A 21,389-nucleotide genomic window follows, 5' to 3' on the forward strand; every position below is an offset into this window, starting at 1 on the left:
CTGGCTGAGAGAGGCGTTGCAGGACAAGGGAATACGCGTTTGCATCCCCGGTCGGAAGCAACGCAAGACGCCGGTCAAGTATGACAAGCGGCGCTACAAGCGGCGAAGCCGCATCGAGATCATGTTCGGCAGGCTGAAGGACTGGAGACGCGTCGCAATCCGTTATGACCGCTGCCCAAAGGTCTTCCTCTCCGCTATCGTGCTAGCGGCTCTCGTCATCTGTTGGTTGTGAATCCTGACCCCAGTGGCAATGGCTGCATCGTGGCATGACCGAGGCGGGCCTGAGTGTCGTGCTGATGGAGACCCGGCAGGTGAAGGGTGCTCTGAAGGCGATGCCGATCACGACGGACCGACGGGATGCCGAAGGCATTGCGCGCCTGCTTCATCTTGGCTGGTTCCAGCCCGTTCATTGCAAATCCGTCTTGGCACAGGAGGTGCGCGCTCTGCTGAGTGCTCGCAAAGCCGTGCAGCAGGGCTTTATCACGTTTTAGCTGTCATTGCGTGGATTGCTGCGGAACTTCGGACTGAAGGTCGGCGCGATCTCCCACGGCAGGTTCGAGCACCGCATCCGAGAGCTGACGGCAGACAATCCGCTACTGTCTGCCACCGTCTGATGTCGATGCCGGGCGTGGGCGCGGTCGTGGCGCTGACCTATCGTTCCGCAGTTGATGATCCCTCGCGGTTCACATCGTCGAAGAAGGTCGGACCATGGGTCGGCCTCACACCTTCACGCAACCAGTCAGGCGAATGCGACATCTCTGGCGGGATCACCAAAGCAGGGGACGTCAACCTGCGGCGGGCGCTGTGCCAGGCGGCAACAGTCATGATGCATCGTGGCCGCTTGACGTGGCTGAGAACATGGGCCCTGCAGGTCGTGCGCCGTCGTGGCGCGAAACGGGCCACAGTCGCCCTTGCCCGGCGCATCAGCGTGATCTTGCACCGGATATGGACTGACGGCACAACCTTCCGATCCGAGGTTCGGGTTAAGCATGCCACCTGATCGGCCAGGCGCCCCACCGTTGCCTGCCTGACCGCAGGCCTTCGAGGTTCCCATGGGACGCGGTTCCGATGATGCCGTGGTCAGGACTGTTGCCGAACCACATCGAGCACGCCAACAAGATGGGCACATCGGACCTGCATTGAACCAGCATCATGTTGGCGGCCTATGCGCCGACCACAGACCGAAGCATACACCCAGGTGATCTCAGACGAAGGTGCTGTGCCAGACGTGCGACGATCAGACCAAACTTGAAACCGCTACTTTGCGGACAACGGCGCATGCGTGAAACTGCTTGACTGAGACGACCCCGACTCAAGAGGGAAGGGTCACCTCGATACTGGGCGTGCCTCTTGTGACTACCGCCACCATCTTACTGTCTTTAGGGCTAAAAATCTTCGCCGAAAGGGTGGGAGGGTGGTGGCTCTACCGCTTCCCATTTGCCCTCACCAAGAACCGCATCCTTTCCACGTCCTGATTCCGCAAATGACAGCGCCTCACGAGCCAGTGTCGCTGACCAGGGTCAATGCATTCGCTTGCAACGGAAACATTCGGGGGGATCATTGTTCTGAACGAAGCAATGATGTTGATCAGGCCTGTCAAAACCTCCGAGGACTGCATGACCCGCTGGACCGATACCGCCCTGATCTTCGTCGCTGCCGTTGCGCTGTCATGGCTGGGCTGGATGCTGATCGACCGTCTTCTGCTGCGCCCGATCGCGCAGCGCAGTGATTTCTGGCGTCCACTGCTGGCCCGGTCCCGCGGGCCGGTCCAGCTGGCACTGATCATTGCCGCCCTGTCCATTGCCACCCGCATCGCGCCCCTGACGGTCGAGGAAACCGCCACCTTGCGCCACGTGCTGCTGTTATGCTTCATCGCCTGCATGACCCTTGTGGCGCGCACCGCGCTGCAGATCTGGGTCGCGCTGCATCTGCGCCGTTTCCGCATCGATGTCGAAGACAATCTGCTGGCGCGCAAGCATGTCACCCAGTCCCGCATCCTGCAGCAGGTGGGCAGCCTGCTGATCGTTGCCGTCGGCATCAGTGCAGCATTGATGTCGTTTGACAGCGTGCGGCAATACGGCGTCAGCCTGCTGGCCTCGGCCGGAGCGGCGGGGCTGGTCGTGGGCCTGGCCCTGCAGCCGGTGCTGCGCAACCTGTTCGCGGGCATCCAGCTGGCCATCACCCAGCCCATCCGCATCGACGACGCAGTGATCGTCGAGGGCGAATGGGGCAATGTCGAAGAGATCGGCGGCACCTATGTGGTGATCCGCATCTGGGACAAGCGCCGCCTGATCGTGCCGCTGAGCTACTTCATGGACCAGCCCTTCCAGAACTGGACGCGCGCGGATGCGACGCTGATCGGAGTGGTGATGCTTTATGTCGATTACGCGGTCAGCATTCCCGACCTGCGCCTTGAGGCGGAACGCATCGTTCGGGCGTCACCCCTGTGGGACCGCGACGTCTTTGCCCTGCAGGTCACCGATTTCCGTGAGACCGTGACCGAGGTGCGCATCCTGGCCAGTGCCCGCAACGCCGGACGTGCCTTCGATCTGCGTTGCGAGATCAGGGAGCACCTGCTGGCCTATCTGCAGACGGACCAGCCCCATGCCATGCCCCGCCACCGGGGCAGCATCCAGATGGACGACCGCCCCGATCGATCTGCAGGTCTGGCCGACAAGGGGATCATCGAGGTCAAGGGCTAGGTCCTGCGGCTGTCACCGTGGCATGCCTTCCGAAGGCCTGTCGCAGGGATCGTGACGTCCTTGTCGATCGGCTCTCGGCACAGAAAGGGCGGGCAAGCCCTACTTGGGCTGGATGGACAGTTGATTGCGTGCGGTTCTTGGCCGGGTGGCACGCGATCCGCGGGTGTTGCGGATCGTGGCCAGGATCACATAGCCCAGAATCACCATCTGCAGGAAAACCACAGCCAGCAACGCCATGCCCAGGCTTTCCCAAGCCGAATATCCCGCCGCCGCGCCCCCGATCAGGGCCACCGCGGTCGTCGTCAAGGCAGCCAGCAGGTAACAGATGATAAACATGCCGCATCTCTCATCAGATTGCTCCCGCTATAGCACGGGAGACATCAAGGTGAGCGACAAAGGTTAAGAAAACCTTACCGACCCGTCATGCGACGCTTAAGCGACATGTAGGATTTGGGGCCGGCCAGATAGTTCTCCATCTCTCCGGGCAGCAGGAACGACTTGAGCTTGCGCAGGTTCACGCGGTCGTAGACGACGCCCAGGCACCGCGATTCCAGCAGGGAATCCTCGGCCAGGGCGGTCTCGGCCATGGCGCGCGAGGTGCGGCCCCATTCGGCCACGATGACGAACTGCGCCAGCTCGTGCAGGATCGCCCGGCCCTGGGCCACGGGGTACAGCGGCGGGACGTCGACGATGACGCGGCTGAAATCGCCATTGCGCGCCTCGGCCGCGATCTGGCCCAGCATCTGGCCGGTCAGCAGGTCGTCCGAAGGGCCGCCCTGGTCCAGCCCGCAGGGCAGCACGACCAAGTTGGTGTTGGCGATGCCGACCAGCATGTCCTGCCAGTTGCCACCGCCGCTGACTGCGTCGGTCAGGCCCGGCTTGCGGTCCAGGCCCAGCATCCGGCTGAGCGTGCGGCCGCGACTGTCGGCGTCGATCAGCAGGACAGAATGCATGCCGATGCCCAGCTGGCCCGCCAGGTTGAAGGCAACCGAGGACCGTCCATCAAAGGGATGGAACGACGTGACGCCCGTGACGGGCAGCGCCCGGCCCGTCGCCTCGCCCGCAAGGCGGACATGGCGCAGCGTTTCGGCATAGACGGAATCGGGATAGTGCAGCACCGGGACCGGCACCTGGATGACCGGTGGCCGCAGCCTGGACAGGACGGGCAGTGTCTGCCCGCTGGCCGTGGCCGGTGGCGTCCGGGTGGCCGCGGGTGCCGCGCCCACCGCACGGGGACGACGGACCGCGGGCAGCACCGGCAGGTGGCCCAGGAACCGCAGGCCCGAATATTCGGTCAGGTCGGTGGATGTCCGCAGCGAGCGTTCGCGCCATTCGCGCAGCGCGGCGATGGCCATGCCCAGGAACATCCCCAGCAGCGTCGCGGCAAGCGCCGTGCGCAGCACCGCCGGGCCCGAGGGCGTGGTCGGCACCTGGGCATAGGACAGGATCCGCACGTTCGACACCGGGAAGGACTGCTGCTGCTCGATCTCCTGCGATCGGGTCAGGGTCTGCTGATAGATCGCGGACAGGGTCGCGGCCTCTTCCTGCAGGGCCCGCAGCCGGACGAAGTTGGCGGCCTGGTCGCTGTTGCGGGCCGAGGCCTGCTGGACGCTTTCCTGCAAGGCCTCGACGCGGGCATTGGCGACGTCTAGCGTGCTCTGGGCCTCGGCGCGTTGAGCCTGCAGTTCGATGAACAGGCGTTCGGCGGTACTGACCAGGGTCTGCTGCAGGCCGGGGACCTGCGGATGGTCCGGTCCCGACGAGGCCAGCAGGCGCTGCAGCCGGGCCTGGACATCGTTGTAGGAATCCAGCCGCGCCCGCAGTTCGTCCGACACCTCGCCGCCGATGGCCAGCGAGCTGTTGCTGTTGGTCAGCCCCTCGACCCCGCCGGCGACGGCGCGGTCATAGGTGTCCAGAACCGCCCGCGCCCGCGCGGCCTCGGTCAGGACCTCGGTCAGGCTGGAGTTCAGTTCGTTCAGCGCCTGTTCGGTCAGAAGCCCGCCCGAGGAGAACTCGACCAAGCTGTTCTCGGCGGCAAAGCGTTCGGCCGCGCCGGCGGCAGCCTGCGCCTGCGCCTGCAGCTCTTCCAGGCGGGTGCGCATCCAGGCATTGGTCTGGCCGACGGAATCGGCATTCGAGGACAGGATGTCCTGGACATAGAGATCGGCATAGGCATTGGCGACCTGCGCCGCGATCTCGGGGTCATGCGAGGAATAGCTGACCGCCACGGCAGAGCTCTGGCCGATCCGGTCCACCCGGATCTCGCCCCGCAGCCGCGCGGCGGCCAGGCGACGCGCAGGGTCGACCTGCGCCATCGTCGCGTCGGACGCCATCAGGTCGTCCGGATTAATGACATCGGCGGGGGTGGTCAGCGCGACCAGCTGGTCGCGGATCCAGGTCACCGGCCAGAACACCGTCGACAGGAAGCCCCCGATGGCCGAGGTGAAGGCCGACCGCGGCGGGTCCATGAACGACGGGTTCTCCTGCAGCCCGGTCAGGTTCAGCACGTCGTCGGCCAGTTTGTTCGATTCCAGGACGACGCGTGCGTTCTCGATCCGCTCGACCGGAAGGGCGGCGCTGGCGATGCCGCCCGCCTGCTGGACGGACCGGTTGACGTTGCTGTCCAGAAGCAGGCTGGAATAGGTGGTGTAGGTTTCAGGCTTGGCGATGGAATAGGTCAGGCCCAGCATCCCCAGCAGCACGGCGGGCAGCACGATGGTCGTGCGCTGCCGGCGCAATGCCACCATCAGCCGCCGCAGATCGATGGTCTGGGCCGGCGCGGCCGGTGCCTCGATATAGGCCATGTTCCCGTCATAGGGCTTGAGTTCGCGTCCCATCAGCTTTCCTTGGGTCCCGAGCGGGGTTCGGTATCCGACCGATCCGGCGCCGTTCCATAAATTTCGATCTGCCGTGCGCCGCCAAGATGGGCGGCCGCCCCGACATGAAGCGCCGCACGCATCAGCTGGCGGTTGCGCCAGGCCGGACGTGCCGCCCCGACCACGGCCAGTCCGCCGCAGGCCAGGGCCTTGGCCACCGCCACCCCGGCCGCGCGGATGCGCCCGGCGCGCGGGCGTCCTTGGGCGATCAGGCTGGCATGCGTCTGACCCATCCGATAGCGGCGCCGCAGCAACCAGGCAAGGCGCGCGCGGTCCGATGGCACGGTTTCGTGCACGACAGCCAGGGGCGCAAAGGAGATTTTCCCGCCAGCGGCCAGAAAACCGGCAAAAAAGGCACTGTCCTCGCCGCCCGAACGGCCCCGGACCGGGTCGAACGACAGCCGTCGCGCCGCCGGGTCGGCCAGGTCGACAAGCACGTTGCAGGTATAGCCGCTGGTGATCGAGCCATCCGGGCCATAGACCGGCAGCGTATCATGCGCCCGCGCGCGATCCATCCAGCCCGGCGCGTCGGGACGGTAATGGGCACGCACGGGCCCCAGGACGGCGCCTGCATCCGCATCGCGCCACGCCGCCACAAGATGCATCAGCCAGTCGGGTTCGACCGTTTCGTCATCGTCCAGATAGATCAGCAGCCGCGCGCCCGTGGCGCGGGCGTGATCCAGCAGCGCGTTCCGCGCGATCGAGATGTTGGCCTGTGGCGCGTGCAGATAGCTGATCTCAAGGGGATGGTCGGCGGCGATCCCTTCGACCAGGTCGCGGGCCGAGGGCTGCGCGTCGTTGTCGGCGATGGCCACGGCCACCGGCAGGCCGCAGGGCGTCAGCGCGGCAAGCGATGCCAGCGTGGCTGCCAGTTCCGGGCGCCGGAAGGTGCAGATGCCGATCAGCACCCTGTCGTGAAACAACGGCGCGCTCATGCAGGGGTCCGTTCCGCAGCGGGCTTGCGGGACAGCCATTCCCGCCAGAACCCGGCAGACCAGGCCATGTGCATGGTCCCCGCCACCAATCCCGCAACCAGCCCGCGGGGCCGCCCGGTCTGCAGGGCGATCATGACGCCGCCGGCCAGACAGGCCAGCAGCCACAGCAGCAACGGCAGGGCAAAGACCGCCCCGAACGGCGCCAGCACGACCAATGCCGCCGCCGGGGCTAGCATGGCCACGACGGCCTGACGGGCCGCGGGGCGGGTCCCGTTCTTTTGCAGGTTGCGGGCCCGCCCGCGCCCGAAATTGAAATATTGCCGGATCAGGGGGCCAAGGCGCGCCCGTGGGAAATAGGTCAGCCGGGTCCGCCCGGTCAGCCAGATACGATGGCCCGCGGCTGTCAGCCGGTGGTCCAGCTCGGCATCCTCGTTGTGGCTGAAGCGCGCGTCATAGCCGCCCACCGCCCGAAAGGCGTCGATCCGCATCAGGGCGTGATGCCCGTGATCCACCCAGGCTCCACCGCCCGCCAGCCGGTGTGCCGACCCGCCATTGCCCAAGCGCGAATTCTGCGCCTCGGCGATGACCTGCTGCAGAAACCCCTGGCCCTCGGCATGCATGGTGACGACGACGCTGTCGGCACCGGTCCGCTGCGCCTCGGCCAGCAGAACGTCCCCATAATCGGCGGGATAATCACTGTGCGCATCCAGCCGCAGCAGCCATTCGGCCCCGTTCCCGAACCGGTCCACGGCCAGATTCACCCCCGCCGATTGCAGCCGGCCGGGATTGTCGATCAACCGGAACAGGGGATCGGCGGCGGCTCGGCGGCGGACGATGTCGCAGGTCGCATCATGCGATCCGCCATCGGCGACCACGACCAGCCCGTTCACCCGCGCCGCAAAGGCCGCGGCAAAGGTCAGGACGCCATCGATGTGGCGCGCCTCGTTCAGGGCCGGAATGACGATCAGCACATGGGGTTCTGACATCGTGACCTCAGGCAGCGGCGGCGGATGCGACCGAGGCCGCGTCCCCTGCCCCGCAGATGGCGGCCGTCAGGTGACGGCATTCGGCCTCGTCCATCTCCAGCGTGGCGCGGGGAAGAGCCGCGACCGCGGCACGGCGCGCGGCCAGACCCGTGGGATCGATGGCGGACAGGGCTGCAGCGACGGCCGCGGCATCGGGCGCCGCGACGGTGAAACCGCATCCCCAAGCCGCGACACGGCGTGCAACCTCGGTCCCATCCAGAACCACGGGAACGGCGCCGTTCAGGCATCCTTCGTACAGGCGGTTGGGAAGCAACCAATCAGAGTTCTGCCCCGCCTGATACCGGTCGATCAGCCAAGCCACGTCCAACTGCGCATAGATCTTGGGCAGATCGTCGGGCCAGTCATAGGCGCCCATGAAGGACAGGTCGGGATTGGCATCCACGACCGCGTGGAAATCCTCCATGACGTCGAGGGCCGGACGCCCGCGCAGGATGACCCGGAACCGTCCGGGCTGCGCACGGGTGACCTGATCCAGCACCTGGAGGGACCAGCGACAACGCAGCATCCCGAACCAGCCGACGATCAGCGGGCCCCCCTGCTCCGCCCCGCCGGGGGCGGGAACGGCCTGCGGCGACGACGGAACGGGCCGGGCGAAGGGCTTGTTCTCGACCAGCAGGACCGGGACGTCCGGCTGCTTGAAATGGCGTAGATAGCGCGTCTGGAACGCGGGCGAGGACAGGACGACCAAGCTGGTGCGCGCCATCAGCCCGGCCTCGACCCGACGCAGGATACGGGCGGGCATGCCCTGCCCCAGCATCATGCCGTGAATGTCCAGCAGCTCATAGACCAGCCGCGCGCCCCTGGCGCGTGCCAGCCGCGCGCCCAGGGCCAGCATTTCCAGATTGCGGGCCAGGATGACCTCGGGGCCGCCGTCCTGCGGCGGGACAAGGCGCGCGATGCGGGGCCATGCCTCGGCGATCGCGCGGACGCGCTGGATCATGCGGCCGTTCGACGTCCGTCCCAGCACCGTCGCAGGTTCGGGCAACGCCCCCTGCCCCCGCCGGAACCCCGCGACCCGAACCTGTGCCCCGCCCTGGCGCAGCATCCTGACCCGTCGCCAGATCGAGGGGTCGTCAAGGTCATGGGCAAGATAGGTCACGCGCAAAAAAGGGTCTCCGGCAGGATAATCGTTACAAAGGGTCTTGGGACAGGACATGCAGACAGCACTTGGGCCGCCCAGGAAATGTCGGCACTGGATAGACAATTCCGCCGCACGGGAAAACAGCCTAATAGGACAACTTTTGCGATCTGCCGACAAGGAAGCGTGAGCCACTGGGGTCAGGATTCACAACCAACAGATGACGAGAGCCGCTAGCACGATAGCGGAGAGGAAGACCTTTGGGCAGCGGTCATAACGGATTGCGACGCGTCTCCAGTCCTTCAGCCTGCCGAACATGATCTCGATGCGGCTTCGCCGCTTGTAGCGCCGCTTGTCATACTTGACCGGCGTCTTGCGTTGCTTCCGACCGGGGATGCAAACGCGTATTCCCTTGTCCTGCAACGCCTCTCTCAGCCAGTCAGCGTCATAACCACGATCGCCGAGCAGCCATTTGACCTTCGGCAGGCTGCTGAGAAGCGCCCGCGCTTTAATATAATCGCTCACCTGCCCGGCAGTGATGAATAGTTTAGCCTTCTCGCTCCATCGCCTCCAACGGCTATACAGCGTTTTGTGAGGCCCATAGGCAGTGGGTGCATCACGCCAGCGCAAGCCATTGCGGATAATGAAGATAATCCCACTGAGAACACGTCTGTCATCAACGCGTGGCTTGCCGTGGGCCTTCGGAAAATAGGGAGCGAGACGTGTCATCTGCGCGTCCGTCAGCCAGAAAAGGTCGCTTATATCATCGCTCCGTTTCCGGAACCGTGAATCACGCACCGCAACGGAAATCAATGCATCCTGACCCTAGGTATCACTAAGGTTGCCGGGTTCGCGTTCCACTTTGCAATCGAAGAACCAGTGCGGAAGTCGTTAACGTCGCGAATCCTCTATAAGCGCTATCGGATCCGCTGATCTCGGCATTCACCCCTGGCGCGCCAGGAGTTGATTTCGTGGGCATGGGCGTTGATCGGTGCCAGATCTTCTGACCGCAGCTGGCGGTTCCGGATCGCGGTGATGGGCTGGTAGCCATAGGCCTGCTGGGCCGTCACCAGCGAGGTGAGACATGTCTGAATTACATCGAGATGCTCTATAACTCGAAGCGCAGGCATGCGAGTAAAGGATTATGCTGCACACCGAATTTGAACGACAGCAAATGTTTAGATGTGAAAGCTTCTACGAAGCTTGAAGCTATTTATCGCAATCCGCTGTGACAGGATTGTCAGCGGTTAAGGGAAAGGGGCTTTAGATGAACGTCGGCTTTGTGGTCAGCAGATTTCCAACTTTGTCGGAGACGTTCGTGGTCTCGCAGATGGCGGGATTGATGAAGAGGGGATTCAAAATTGGAATTATTTGCGACAAGGTTGTGGGCTATCCGTATGCCGATAAAGACGAGGAGCCTATCTCAACCTTAATAAAAAACGCTCGGAATTGGTGGGGACCAGTCCAGAAGATGCAGCCTGTAATCGAGCGTCTGCCCAACGGGGCGCGAGATAAGATATCAGTCAGTCTTGACATTGCTTTTTCTCGTAAGCTCAAAAAATTTGATGTGATTATTGCTCATTTTGGACAGAGTGGTGCCAGGATTGCACGCGTTAAGAAGCGACGCCATATCCATGCACCTTTGATTACAATCTTTCATGGCTATGACGTCGGCATGCCACTGAAGAAAGGGCGGCTCAATCAGTACGATGATTTGTTTCGCCGCGGCGATCTCTGCTTGACCGTAAACGGATACTTTCGTGAAAAGCTCTGCGAAGTCGGTGCGGATCCAGAAAAAACAGACGTGCACCGAATGGGAGTTGATATCTCGTCGATTCCCTATTGCCGCAGCGAGAGAGTATCCGCTCCTATCAAGTTCATTTCCGTATGCCGCCTAACGGAAAAGAAAGGGGTCGAGTATTCGTTGAGGGCATTCGCTTTGCTTGAGGGTGAGCAAGACTGGTTCTATACCATCATTGGTGATGGACCTTTACTGCCGGAGCTGACGGCGTTGGCCTATAAACTGGGTATTGCCCAGAAGGTCACCTTTTTAGGAAGCCGCCCGCATGGCGACGTCAAGGAACAGCTCGCGCGCGCAGACGCGTTCATCTTACCAAGCATCACGGCAGAGGATGGCGACGTCGAAGGTATTCCTGTCGCACTTATGGAGGCGATGGCTGCGGGCTTGACAGTGATCAGCTCTTATCATTCTGGGATACCTGAGCTTATCGAAAACGAGAGGACGGGACTTTTGGCTCCCGAAAAGGACGTTTATCGGCTTTCCCAGCACATTCGGCACGTCATCGATCATCCAGACCATTGTGATCGTATGGCTCGCGCGGCGAGACAGACAATCGAGCGTGACTTCAACAATCAGCTGCTGAACGACCAGCTAGCCGACCGCATTAAGACGCTGTGTGGAAAAGGGAAAGTTGCCGAATTTGACGGCTAAATTCTGCGCAGCGAAGCTAGTGCTGGAAAGAGACGCGCTGCTGCCCCATCGCCGACAACGGAGCGGATGGCGCCTCTGACCACCTTGCTCTATGACAACGCCAAGATTGGGCACCACGCCTGATGCGCCTATGATTGAAAATTGTGCCAAATGGTTTCAGTAGTGAATGAATTTGATCCGCCAGAGGGATCGTTGCGACGTTCTGTAGGGCGAGGAGCTGTTGCCACCGCAATTGCACAAGCCGTTCAGGTCGCAACGCAGATCGTGTCTGTCCTAGTTCTCTCGCGGCTGCTCGCGCCCGGCGATTTCGGACTGATGGCGATGATTGCGCCGGTGGTGGCATTGTTGGGAATGCTACAAGACTTCGGCCTTGTCCAAGCAACCGTACAGAAGGCTCAGCTGCGTCGAGATGAGGTTAATTTTCTTTTTTGGGTCAACGTTGCGGCAAGCGTTGGTCTAGCCTTGTTGCTGGTGGCTATCTCGCCGCTGGTGGCGGCTTTTTATCAAGAACCACGTGCATTAGCGCTGACGGCGGCCATGGCGTTACCGATGATCATCGGTGCGCTCGGTGCGCAGCACATGGCGCTGCTAAACCGGCGGATGGAATTTGGACGAATGGCAGTTATCACTGTCGTGGCAGCCATATCCACTCTGGTGACCGCAATTGTCTGGGCCTTAGTTAGCCCGTCATACTGGGCATTGTTCGGCGGCAGCTTAGTAGGTGCGGTTCTGTCGACTGTTATCGCGTGGATATTCTCACGATGGCGGCCCGGGATGCCGCGGCGTGTCAGCGAGGCGCGATCTCTGCTAGGTTTTGGCGCGGGTATTACTGGATTCAACTTTGCCAATTTCTTTGCACGAAATCTCGATAATGTTTTAATCGGTCGGGTCTGGGGCGAGGCCCAGCTAGGGTATTACGACCGGGCCTACAAACTGCTGCTGCTTCCGCTCAGTCAGATCGCAAACCCCCTGTCACGCGTCATGATCCCAGCACTGTCACGCATGTGCGAAGAGCCAGACCGTTATCGCCACGCATTTTTTCGCGTCGTAAAGCTATCGCTGCTGGTAAGTCTTCCTGGGGTCGCTTTTGCCATTGGGATGGCTGATGTTTTAATTCCTTTTATGCTGGGCGAACAATGGAGCCCCAGTGCTCCTATCTTCATGGCTCTGGGCTTTGCGGGTATGCTGCAGCCGCTCAACAATCCTACCGGATGGCTGTTCATCAGCCAAGGTCGATCAACCGATTTCATGATCTGGGGGCTCGTCACTGCGGGTGTAGCCGTCACAGCCTTCGCCATAGGTTTGCCATGGGGCGCAGTGGGCATAGCAGCGGCCTATGCAATTAGCGAATACCTTAAGACGCCAATCCTATGGATGTATATTGCGCGCCGAGGCCCGGTGAAGGTTGGCGATGCAGTCAGGTCATGCGGACCCGCTGTCATTGCGGCTCACGTCGCCTTGGCAGTGATCTATTTGCTTCACGATGTTTTCGCGGCGAAGGGGACTGCCGGACTTTTGGCGGCCGCGCTTTTGTCCTACGGGGTATTCTGCCTGATTTTTATGCTTTCTAAACAAGGCCGCGACACGATCAAAGAAGCCGCCGCCCTAATTGCCGCCCTCGTATTACGATTTTCACGCAAAGTGTAATGTCGCTCCAAGCCTGCTTCCATGCACTAAACTGATATACTGTCGAAAACACACTGAGCCTTTGTGAAGAAAGAGTATAATGAGCAAAACTAAAACTTTCACCTGTAATCCAGTTCGCGTGACGGCATTGGTTCCTACTTATAACCGCGCACAGTATCTCCCTGAGTGTCTAGACAGCCTACTAAAACAAAGTCGAAAACCAGATCAGATTGTTGTCATTGACGACGGTTCAACTGATGAAACGGAAAGTATTGTCAGCAGGTATGGCGATCAAGTCCAATACATAAAAAAAATAAATGGAGGAAAATCAAGCGCGCTGAACTTAGGCCTGACTTATGCTACCGGAGACCTTATTTGGATCTGCGATGATGATGACATTGCAGCCGAAAATGGCCTAGAGTTAATGCTAACAGCACTCGAGGCTAATCCTGGCAGTGATTATGTATTTGGGGATTATAAAGTTTTTGAAATTTCAACTGATGGCAAAAAGTCAATTTCTGACCCATTTGTTGCAAGAAGATTGGAAGAACCGAGTCTTAAAATAAATTTTTTGGAAGACATGTTCATGCTACAATATGCCAGCCTTGTCGGAAAATCAATTTATGACGATTTGGGCGGGTATGATGAGAACCTCATAAGGTCTCAGGATTACGATATGATGCTTCGTGTAAGTCGCCGCTATGTGGGAATTTATGTGCCTTATATCATTTTCTACTATCGGCAGCATTACGCTCCACGCGGAAATTCCCAAAAAAAATTCAATATCAATGATAACCACAAGCAATGGCGAAAATATGACCAAGTAATTTTCACCAAGATAAGAGAGACTTATAGTCTTTCCGAATTTACGCCCACCTTTGCAATAGGATCACCTTGGGCGCATCGCTCAGCTTATATTCAGCGTGCGCTCATAATGGCCAAGCGCGGTTTGTGGTCGGAGGCGGCAGAAGATCTGTCTGCCGCGGAGGCAAGCAGTGCTGAGCCTCTCGCTAAAAACGACCTTGACTTGCTGCAATCGGTCGTTCACGGACACGAGGTATGGCTCACACTGGAACAGAACCAATTGGCCGTAGCGTCTTTATCAAAAATTTTTCGCCGGTCCGCAAACGGGCAACGTCTTATTCTTCGGTTTCTGCGCCCTCTGCTCTGGCTTATCCGAAATTTAGCGCGAGATGGAGAATACAGACAGTCCGCCACCTGCTTTATTATTTTCTACCGTATTACGGGACTAAGCGGAATAATGGCCTTGCTGCGCAAGCATGACCGTTAATAACATATCAAAAAAATAAAACATGCAGAATTGTCTTTTGGGTATAACTGAAAATAGCTTCGGAGGAAAATTTTTTAGTTTCTCTCTGCTTTATTTTGGAGTTTTTCGCAGTGATACAAGCTGAGACGATAGAACTAGTATGTGTGACGGATGCAAATTACGCACCTCATTTGGCTGTTTTGTTGAAATCAATCGAGACAAGCAAAGGAGCAGAGCATGTGCGCGTTCATGCCATCCTTGACGGAGTCAATGCCACCCTCTTGGGCCAGATCCGCAGCGCTGTACCAAAATTGGATATTTTAGATTATCATGTAGCAGGGCATCCGGCGCTGGACCTGCCACCACTGCTGCAGATCAGTCGTGCAACTTACCTTCGGCTAATCATGACCGAAGTTCTGCCCGATGACATTGCCCGTATTATATATCTAGATATTGACATGATCGTTACCCGCAGTCTGTTGCCCCTTTGGCGAACTGACCTGAAGGGTCGCCCCTGTGGCGCAGTCGAAGATCCGGGTGTCGATCCTGCTATTTTTGCACAAACCTATGGACTGAAACGGGAAGGACTGTACTTCAACGCTGGCATGCTTCTAATTGACATGAAGGCCGCCCACCAAAACGGATTTCTTAGTCAGGCTCTTAATCAGCTCATTGCGAACCCGGGACAATACGAATTTGCGGATCAGGATGCGTTGAATGAGGTGTTGTGGCAGGACTGGCTCCCGCTCGATCCAAAATGGAACTATCAGCGAGAACATCTCTACAAGCCAAAACGATATGTCACCGCAGACCCTAAAAACAGAGTTCCTGAGGTGATTCATTTTACTGAATCGGAAAAACCATGGAAATCAAAAGAATGGCATCCCTACGCTTGGCTCTATTGGCATAATTTGAAGAATACGCCGTTTTTTTCCATTGTACGGCAGCGCGATAGCATCAGCCTACCGCGCCTTGCGAAATTCTGGCTTAAGTACCGGCTAACTTTGATACGAAAAATTAGGTTTTGATCTACACTTCAAAGGATTTTGAGATTTATGGGTAAATGGTAGATTGATGAGTTCCTATAAACATTCTATTGATTGAAATCCAAAAAATTATATTTATTAATTTTATGGCCAAGGACCTTTGATTTCCGCCGAGGGTCGTGATTCACGGTTGGAAAATCGAGCGGTGAACATATCTGACCTTTTCTGGCTAACGGATGCGCAGATGGCGCGCCTTGAGCCCTTCCTCCCGAAATCCCACGGCAGACTCGCGTCGATGACCGGCGTGTCTTGAGTGGGATTATCTTCATCAATCGCAAGGGCTTGCGAGGGCGTGATGCGCCTGCAACCTATGGCCCCTACAAGACACTATACAATCGCTGGAAGCGGTGGAGCGATAAGGGCGTCTTCGCCCGGATAATGGCGGGTCTGGCGGCCGCGCACGGTGAACAGAAGACCGTCATGATCGACACAACCAATCTCAAGGCTCACCGAACAGCAACCAGCATGGGCGTGAAAAAGGGAGGCATGGACGCCTGGCCAATTCTGCCACGCAGATGCTGTCTAAGCGGAGGTTGATATACATTAGATGCACGGACACCGTGCTCGTGCTGACGGATGTAAGGTCCACCATAAGCCGACATATTGATGAAAAGGCGGAACTGAATTTTTATTAGAATAATTCTTAATAAAATAAGTAAAGTTTAATATAGCTTGCATTCCTGGCCCCTCCATTTTAAAAGTTAGGATAAATTTTTTAAGTGACGAGGGTAAGCAAGTGGCGCTAATAGAAATCAATTTTTTGCGGAGACTTCTGTTTTCACAGCATGGTTATGTTTGCCTAAGAGATGACAAGGCGGCTCTCAAAGTTGGTTTTACGCTGTCATTTTTAGTAGTTGTCCTCGTTTTAGTTCATATAGTGACGCATCAAGCAATTAATATTTCCAATTACGAAAATATGCTATTAATAAAAATACACGAATTTATAAATTTGGGGAACGATACATCTTTATCTGAGACTTTAAACCACGGCATGCTTTTTTCTTGCGCCGCTATATTTTTATATATTTTTTTTAAAACTTATGCGCGAGTAATGCTGTTTTTCAATGTCTTCTTTATTTTCGCGTGGCTTGACGATTCTGCTCAGTATCACGAGCGCGTGGGAGGGGTAGTATCAGAATCTTTACGGATTCCTTCTTTATTTGGTTTGCGGGGGCAGGATTTTGGAGAGCTCATTGCTTGGGCGTCAATTGCAGTGATGCTCCTTGCTGTGGCTTTATGGGCATACAACGGAAAGCAGCCAGGCGATCTTAATATTGTTGTTATTCTTTCAAAACCAATCGCAGCTCTTATTTTTTGTGGCGTTGTTTTTGATATTCTTCATATTATAATTAAGGGATATTGGGCGGATCTTATCCTAACTGTTCTAGAGGATGGTGGTGAAATGATTTCTATTGCGGCAGCGGTAGCAGCATCGCTAGCCGTGCTGAATGGCGCTGATAAAATTTACAAAAATAAATGAATTTGGAATGTTTACTGTGGAGGAAATATTCTTCCGAATGTCCCACAATCTTCCCTTGGTCCTCACCCCCTGTCCTTCTCCGACGCATAATACCCATACCGGCTGGAGCAAAGGGTCAGGGTTGGGTGAAAGGGGCAGAACGGGCCGCTATGATAACACTAGATAGGCCAGCAGAAGGAAGGTACCCGTGACGGTCATGCATTGGTTTTTAGACCATTCCTTGAGCCGTCCGCAAATTCACTGTACCGAAGCCTTTTATGATGTGGAGAACGGTGCATCAGCAAGGATGCCAAAGAAAACAGACATGGCACTCGAGGGTGTACTAGATGCTATTTCCTGCATCTCAATATCTCCGAGGTTCCGCGAGACTGCCGAATGTATGCGAGGGCCCAGTAAGGGCTCTTCGCTGCCGCTCAAAGCCCCGCTGCCTCGCGCAAGGCGCGGTTCATCCGGGTCTGCCAGCCCGGCCCGCTTGCCTTGAACCGAGCCACCACATCCTGATCAAGACGCAGGGAAACCGCAACCTTTGGGTTCTCGGCCTTGGGCCGTCCGCCCATGTTCCGGCGCATGGCATCGGCTAGAGCCGGGAAGGCTTCGGAGAAGGGCCGAGCCTGAGCCAGCTGGTCGTCCGTCGCTTTGGGCGCCTCGGGGTCACTGGCGATCATGCGCTGGATCTGGTCTTCACTCAGGTGTTTTCGACTCATAGCAGGCTCCTCTCCTTGGCACTGGCAGGGCGCATCGAGATCACCGACACCCCTTCGATGCCCATTGCTGTAAAGACCACGGCCACGGTCCCGTCCGCAAGGCGACCGATCGCGATGTGTCAGCCTACTTTTGCCGGAACCACGACAGAGGCCAGAAAGAAGGCATCGTCTAGGTCGACGAAGTCCAGATCGTGCTTGGCGAGGTTGGTCTGCCGCTTTGGTGCGTCCCAAGTGATCATCAGCATGAGTTTGTGTACATACTAAAACCTAGCGGTCTTTCAAGGTGCCCTAGGGTCAGGATGCATTGATTTCCGTTGCGGTGCGTGATTCACGGCTCCGGAAACGGAGCGATGACATGAGCGACCTTTTCTGGCTGACGGAACGCGCAGATGACACGTCTCTCCTTGGCGATCAGCTCGGCCCTGGTCTCGGTGGCTTTCAGCTCGCGGTGAAGCCTGCTGTTCTCATGCTGGAGGTTGGAAAGCTCCCTCTGCACCTTCGGGGTACCGGTGACCTGCTGCTTGAAGGTGAAGAGCTCGACCACATGAGCGCAGTTCTCGCGATGCCGGGCGTCCAGGCCGCCCCTGAGAGCGTCTGAGACGTCCTGTGAGGCCATTTCCCGCCATTCTGCCTCCGGTCTCCGCCCAAGCCAAGAATGGCGCCTCTGCGGCGCTCCGGAAGGCTCACGGCGGCATCAGAGTCGGTAAGATGGACATAGGCCCTCTGACACGCTCATGGCGCGCTGTAGAACCCTGCAGGCCGCGTTCCAGGGCATGCGTCTTTCCGACCCGCTCCACGAAGTCAGTTTGCATGGCAGAGAGCTGTTGCCGGCTACCGACAATGGCGCGGGCGTTCAGCTTGCCGCGTTCGTCCAGGGGAATGGTCATTACCGTCATGTGGGGCGTGGACTCATCGCGGTGGATCACCGCGGAGAGGACGTTCTCGGCCCCGTGGCGGGCTTTGAGCCAGTCCAGGACATCGGTGAAATAGGCGTCCTGTTCCTCCCGGCTCATGGCCTTCAGGGTCTCGGGAGACCCGCCGACGAAGTATTCCAGCCCGTGGACGGCATTGCTGCGGATCTTCTCGGGGGCGCGGTCCTTCTAGGCATCGAGGACGGCAAGGCTGGTATCGCCGCCGACCAGGACGGTGTTGTCAGGGGTGCGCCGGGTATCGGCATTGGGCGTGTCGCGTTCCCGGAAGGTATGCTGGAGGCTTGACCCCGTGTTGCCCATGGTCTTGATCTTGGCACAGCGGAGGATGGCGAAGCTGCGTGGGGTGGTGACATGGAGCATCCGGCCGCCGATGCTGCGGTCCAGTCGGATCCGTCAGGCATAACCGTCATCGTCTCGCGCGCCCATGAACCGATCTCCGAAGGAAGGTTTAAGTGTACTAACGAAATCAGGTGATTTTTGCCAGTTTGCTGAGCTGATTGCTGTTTGGGTTTAAGGGAAACTGATCGAGAGCATGCTTTAACCGATAAGCAATTCATCGTAGCAGATGACGATACACAAGGAGATGATATGGTGGTTGTCTATCCCGGTATGGGAATATTTGCCGTGGCCTTGCCGCAGTTTCGTCAGCGTTATGACTACATTGTTGCGCATATGAAGTCTCACTTTGGACCAAACTTCGAAGTGTTTGGGGTCATGGGAAAGGACTGCAGCGCCTCAGTTCTCGCCGAAGGCATCCGTTTAAGCCCGGGACAGATCGGTTGTGCCATGTCGCATTTGGCCATCTATCGTCGAATGATTGAGCAGGATTTGGAATGTGCTTTGATCGTTGAGGATGATGTCGTCCTGCCCGCTGACATACACAGAATTCTTCATGCCCTTGCACCCGTGCTAAAACGCGGTGAGGTCATTCAACTGAACAATTGGAAGGATGGGGACTGTTTGCTTAGCCGAGTATCGATGTCCGAGATCGCAGGGCTGAGCCTCTATCATCCACTAAATGCAACATCTCTTGGAAGCGCCTGCGCCTATCTGATTGATCGTCAAGCCGTTGAAAGGATCTTGCAGATCAACTTTCCACTGCGCGTTACGGCCGATAACTGGGAGTACTTTTGCCAGAAGGACTGTTTGTCCACGGCACGTGTGGCCTTTCCGTCTCCCGTGATGCTGAAGGCTTTTGAGTCTACAATTACTCATTCTAACCGGGCTCGAACTAACTTTCGGGGGCTACTTGTCGATACTTTGCGAAGACTAGTATTTAATTCCCTTAGATCACTACGTCGTCGGTGGATCTTACGGAACCGTAGCCGCGAGGTCCGTTTTACAAACGAACCATCATGTTTTTCATGATACTGGACTGCCCAATGCGGACGATACGTCTGTTGTAAAGCTGGTTGCCCCTAACCAAGCCTGCCAGCTTTTCGTTGCCCCCTTGCCCCCTTGCCCCCTTGCCCCACAGCCCTGTGTTGATTCCCACCCTCCTCCAGCTCCGCCGCATAACATCCATACAGGCAACAGGGCAGGCTCAGGGTTGAGTTAGGGACCGTCAGAAGTGGCGCTCGACGTCCTGGCGCTGATGCAGAATGCGGATCACGTCGAGAGTGTCTGCACCTTCCCGGACATACACCTATATGAGCCAGACCGCGCCTTGCGGGTTCCGGGGCGCAGATCAACCGGACGACTGACCATTCCCCCGGTGGCAAGGGCCAGGCAGACACCGTGCAACTCTTCGAGATAGCGATCTGCCTGGCGCCTGTCCTCCTGCGCCCGTGCGCTCAGCGGTGCCTTCAGCCATTGACCTGCCCCCCGGAACGTCCCTCGGTTTAATGTAGAGTTTGCTTCATCACGAAGGAGCAGACGACATGAGAAAAAGCCGCTTCACCGAGGCGCAGTACAAGCTCAAGGCCAAGTATGGCGGCATGGACGTGTCCGATGCCCAAAGGCTGAAGGCGCTCGAGGACGAGAACGGCAAGCTGAAGCGTCTGCTGGCAGATGCCATGCTCGACAACATCGTGCTGAAGGATCTTCTGGGATCGAAGCCATGGGACGCCACTGGTCCAAGGGCCATGGCTGAGGCCTGACGACACCGAAAGCGCGGCGGGACGCAGTGCTCAAGGCGATGCGGGATCACGTCATCTCGCAACGCCGGGCTTGCGTCCTGGTCGGTGTCGATCCGAAGACGGTGCGTCGCGAGCGGCCGCCCGACAATCCGGAGATCCGCAAGGCCATGCAGGAGGTCGCGGCTGTGCGTCGCCGGTTCGGCTATCGGCGGATCGGACTACTGCTGGAGCGCAGGGGCATGCTGATGAGCCCGAAGAAGCTGTATCGACTCTACCGCGAAGAGGGGCTGTCGGTCCGGCGCAGGCGCGGCCGCAAGCGCGCCCGTGGCACACGCATGCCGATGCCCTTGGCCCTCATGCCCAACCAGCGCTGGTCATTGGACCCTCGCCATGGTCACTCGGACCAGTGGCGTTCCCATGGCTCGATGGCGGACACGTTCGGGGCGTCGCGCAGGTTCCGCATCCTGGCGGTGATCGACGACTGCTGCCGCGAGAACCTGTGTCTGGTTGCCGACACCAGCATCTCGGGCGCGAGGGTGGCGCGCGAGTTGGACGCCCTGGTGCGGATATATGGCAAGCCGGCTTGCATCGTCAGTGACAATGGGACGGAGTTCACCAGTCGGGCCATCCTGAAGTGGGCCGATCAGAACGACGTTGCCTGGCACTACATCGATCCCGGCAAGCCGCAGCAGAATGCCTTCATCGAAAGCTTCAACGGCAGCCTGCGCGACGAGCTGCTGAACAAGGAGATCTTCGACACCTTGGACGACGCGCGCCGAAAGATCGCCCTCTGGCGCTACGACTACAACGCTGTCAGGCCGCACTCCTCGCTCGGCAACCTGACGCCGCTCGAAGCGCGCCGGACGCTTGCGCTCCCTGATGGCTCCGCGCCCGGCGCGCTTGCCATGAAACCACCCCCCGACTACCAATCTCAAACCGGCAGACCCTCATTATGAATGAGGGACGATCGGGGGGCAGGTCACGGGCTGAAGGACTGGCGACGTGTCGCAACCCGCTACGACAGATGCCCGAAGGGCTTCCTCTCCGCCATCGCTCTCGCCCCAACCGACATATTCCGGCTTTTACGATCAATGAATCTGGAGCCGAGGTAACCTTTCCAAGACGTACCACTATCAAGTTCCATCGGATTACATGCAGGTCGCC

19 protein-coding genes and 3 pseudogenes are annotated in these 21,389 nt (G+C 58.5%); 12 read left to right on the forward strand and 10 right to left on the reverse strand.

From position 1 onward, the window contains the following. The 3 genes and pseudogenes from GBO37_RS20305 to GBO37_RS20315 all read left to right on the forward strand — a co-directional run. On the forward strand, positions 1 to 232 hold a 232-nt coding region (locus GBO37_RS20305), incomplete at its 5' end, for a transposase (RefSeq protein WP_252930595.1). A gap of 7 nt (positions 233 to 239) precedes the next feature. Continuing rightward, a pseudogene (locus GBO37_RS20310) lies at positions 240 to 1,000 on the forward strand (IS110 family transposase); the annotation flags it as partial. A gap of 616 nt (positions 1,001 to 1,616) precedes the next feature. Then, complete coding sequence (locus GBO37_RS20315; protein WP_252930596.1) at positions 1,617 to 2,702, forward strand: mechanosensitive ion channel family protein; 1,086 nt, start codon at positions 1,617 to 1,619, stop codon at positions 2,700 to 2,702. Between the two features lie 99 nt (positions 2,703 to 2,801). Here GBO37_RS20315 and GBO37_RS20320 read toward each other — a convergent pair whose 3' ends face one another. The 6 genes from GBO37_RS20320 to GBO37_RS20345 all read right to left on the reverse strand — a co-directional run bounded on the left by GBO37_RS20320 (position 2,802) and on the right by GBO37_RS20345 (position 9,399). Next, a complete protein-coding gene (locus tag GBO37_RS20320; RefSeq protein WP_045983803.1) occupies positions 2,802 to 3,038 on the reverse strand; it encodes a hypothetical protein in 237 nt (78 codons plus the stop codon). Between the two features lie 74 nt (positions 3,039 to 3,112). Next, positions 3,113 to 5,539: a GNVR domain-containing protein gene (locus GBO37_RS20325; protein ID WP_252930597.1), complete on the reverse strand. Its 2,427-nt coding sequence runs from the start codon at positions 5,537 to 5,539 to the stop codon at positions 3,113 to 3,115. After that, positions 5,539 to 6,513, reverse strand: coding sequence for a glycosyltransferase family 2 protein (locus GBO37_RS20330; RefSeq protein ID WP_252930598.1), 975 nt, complete (start codon positions 6,511 to 6,513; stop codon positions 5,539 to 5,541). The genes GBO37_RS20325 and GBO37_RS20330 overlap by 1 nt, the downstream gene beginning before the upstream one ends. Then, positions 6,510 to 7,499: a glycosyltransferase family 2 protein gene (locus GBO37_RS20335; protein WP_252930599.1), complete on the reverse strand. Its 990-nt coding sequence runs from the start codon at positions 7,497 to 7,499 to the stop codon at positions 6,510 to 6,512. Before GBO37_RS20335 ends, GBO37_RS20330 begins: the two co-directional genes overlap by 4 nt. 7 nt (positions 7,500 to 7,506) lie before the next feature. Continuing rightward, entirely contained in the window at positions 7,507 to 8,658 is a 1,152-nt protein-coding gene (locus GBO37_RS20340) for a glycosyl transferase (protein WP_252930600.1), read from the reverse strand. 186 nt (positions 8,659 to 8,844) lie between these two features. Next, on the reverse strand, positions 8,845 to 9,399 hold the full coding sequence (locus GBO37_RS20345; RefSeq protein ID WP_252930624.1) for an IS5 family transposase: 555 nt from the start codon (positions 9,397 to 9,399) through the stop codon (positions 8,845 to 8,847). Between the two features lie 505 nt (positions 9,400 to 9,904). Here GBO37_RS20345 and GBO37_RS20350 point away from each other — a divergent pair. The 6 genes and pseudogenes from GBO37_RS20350 (at position 9,905) to GBO37_RS20375 (ending at position 16,511) form a co-directional block, all read left to right on the forward strand. Then, positions 9,905 to 11,089 carry a glycosyltransferase gene (locus GBO37_RS20350; protein WP_252930601.1) on the forward strand — a complete coding sequence of 395 codons (1,185 nt, stop codon included), beginning with the start codon at positions 9,905 to 9,907 and terminating at the stop codon, positions 11,087 to 11,089. A gap of 162 nt (positions 11,090 to 11,251) precedes the next feature. After that, positions 11,252 to 12,736: an oligosaccharide flippase family protein gene (locus tag GBO37_RS20355; RefSeq protein WP_252930602.1), complete on the forward strand. Its 1,485-nt coding sequence runs from the start codon at positions 11,252 to 11,254 to the stop codon at positions 12,734 to 12,736. 79 nt (positions 12,737 to 12,815) lie between these two features. Further along, positions 12,816 to 14,006: a glycosyltransferase family 2 protein gene (locus GBO37_RS20360; RefSeq protein WP_252930603.1), complete on the forward strand. Its 1,191-nt coding sequence runs from the start codon at positions 12,816 to 12,818 to the stop codon at positions 14,004 to 14,006. A 143-nt stretch (positions 14,007 to 14,149) separates the two neighbouring features. Beyond that, on the forward strand, positions 14,150 to 15,013 hold the full coding sequence (locus tag GBO37_RS20365; RefSeq protein ID WP_252930604.1) for a glycosyltransferase family 8 protein: 864 nt from the start codon (positions 14,150 to 14,152) through the stop codon (positions 15,011 to 15,013). Between the two features lie 169 nt (positions 15,014 to 15,182). Next, a pseudogene (locus tag GBO37_RS20370) lies at positions 15,183 to 15,517 on the forward strand (transposase); the annotation flags it as partial. Between the two features lie 250 nt (positions 15,518 to 15,767). Beyond that, positions 15,768 to 16,511, forward strand: coding sequence for a hypothetical protein (locus GBO37_RS20375; RefSeq protein WP_252930605.1), 744 nt, complete (start codon positions 15,768 to 15,770; stop codon positions 16,509 to 16,511). Positions 16,512 to 16,924: 413 nt separating this feature from the next. On the opposite strand, the gene GBO37_RS20380 is transcribed toward GBO37_RS20375, so the two are convergent. Both GBO37_RS20380 and GBO37_RS21525 read right to left on the reverse strand, forming a co-directional pair. Then, positions 16,925 to 17,215: a BrnA antitoxin family protein gene (locus GBO37_RS20380; protein WP_252930606.1), complete on the reverse strand. Its 291-nt coding sequence runs from the start codon at positions 17,213 to 17,215 to the stop codon at positions 16,925 to 16,927. A gap of 119 nt (positions 17,216 to 17,334) precedes the next feature. Then, positions 17,335 to 17,460, reverse strand: coding sequence for a hypothetical protein (locus GBO37_RS21525; RefSeq protein WP_256481234.1), 126 nt, complete (start codon positions 17,458 to 17,460; stop codon positions 17,335 to 17,337). 110 nt (positions 17,461 to 17,570) lie between these two features. Between GBO37_RS21525 and GBO37_RS20385 the strand changes: the two genes are divergently transcribed. After that, positions 17,571 to 17,813: a hypothetical protein gene (locus GBO37_RS20385; protein ID WP_252930607.1), complete on the forward strand. Its 243-nt coding sequence runs from the start codon at positions 17,571 to 17,573 to the stop codon at positions 17,811 to 17,813. An 85-nt stretch (positions 17,814 to 17,898) separates the two neighbouring features. On the opposite strand, the gene mobV is transcribed toward GBO37_RS20385, so the two are convergent. Both mobV and GBO37_RS20395 read right to left on the reverse strand, forming a co-directional pair. Next, positions 17,899 to 18,294 carry a MobV family relaxase gene (gene mobV / locus GBO37_RS20390; protein ID WP_371927657.1) on the reverse strand — a complete coding sequence of 132 codons (396 nt, stop codon included), beginning with the start codon at positions 18,292 to 18,294 and terminating at the stop codon, positions 17,899 to 17,901. Between the two features lie 21 nt (positions 18,295 to 18,315). Next, positions 18,316 to 18,507 carry a plasmid recombination protein gene (locus GBO37_RS20395; RefSeq protein ID WP_252930608.1) on the reverse strand — a complete coding sequence of 64 codons (192 nt, stop codon included), beginning with the start codon at positions 18,505 to 18,507 and terminating at the stop codon, positions 18,316 to 18,318. 228 nt (positions 18,508 to 18,735) lie between these two features. Here GBO37_RS20395 and GBO37_RS20400 point away from each other — a divergent pair, with 228 nt between their 5' ends. Beyond that, entirely contained in the window at positions 18,736 to 19,515 is a 780-nt protein-coding gene (locus GBO37_RS20400) for a glycosyltransferase family 25 protein (RefSeq protein WP_252930609.1), read from the forward strand. A 512-nt stretch (positions 19,516 to 20,027) separates the two neighbouring features. After that, positions 20,028 to 21,181 (forward strand): annotated as a pseudogene (locus GBO37_RS20405) (IS3 family transposase). The last annotated feature ends 208 nt before the right edge of the window (positions 21,182 to 21,389 follow it).

Origin of the sequence: Paracoccus sp. 08 (assembly GCF_024105395.1) — a bacterium.
Lineage (GTDB): Bacteria > Pseudomonadota > Alphaproteobacteria > Rhodobacterales > Rhodobacteraceae > Paracoccus > Paracoccus marcusii.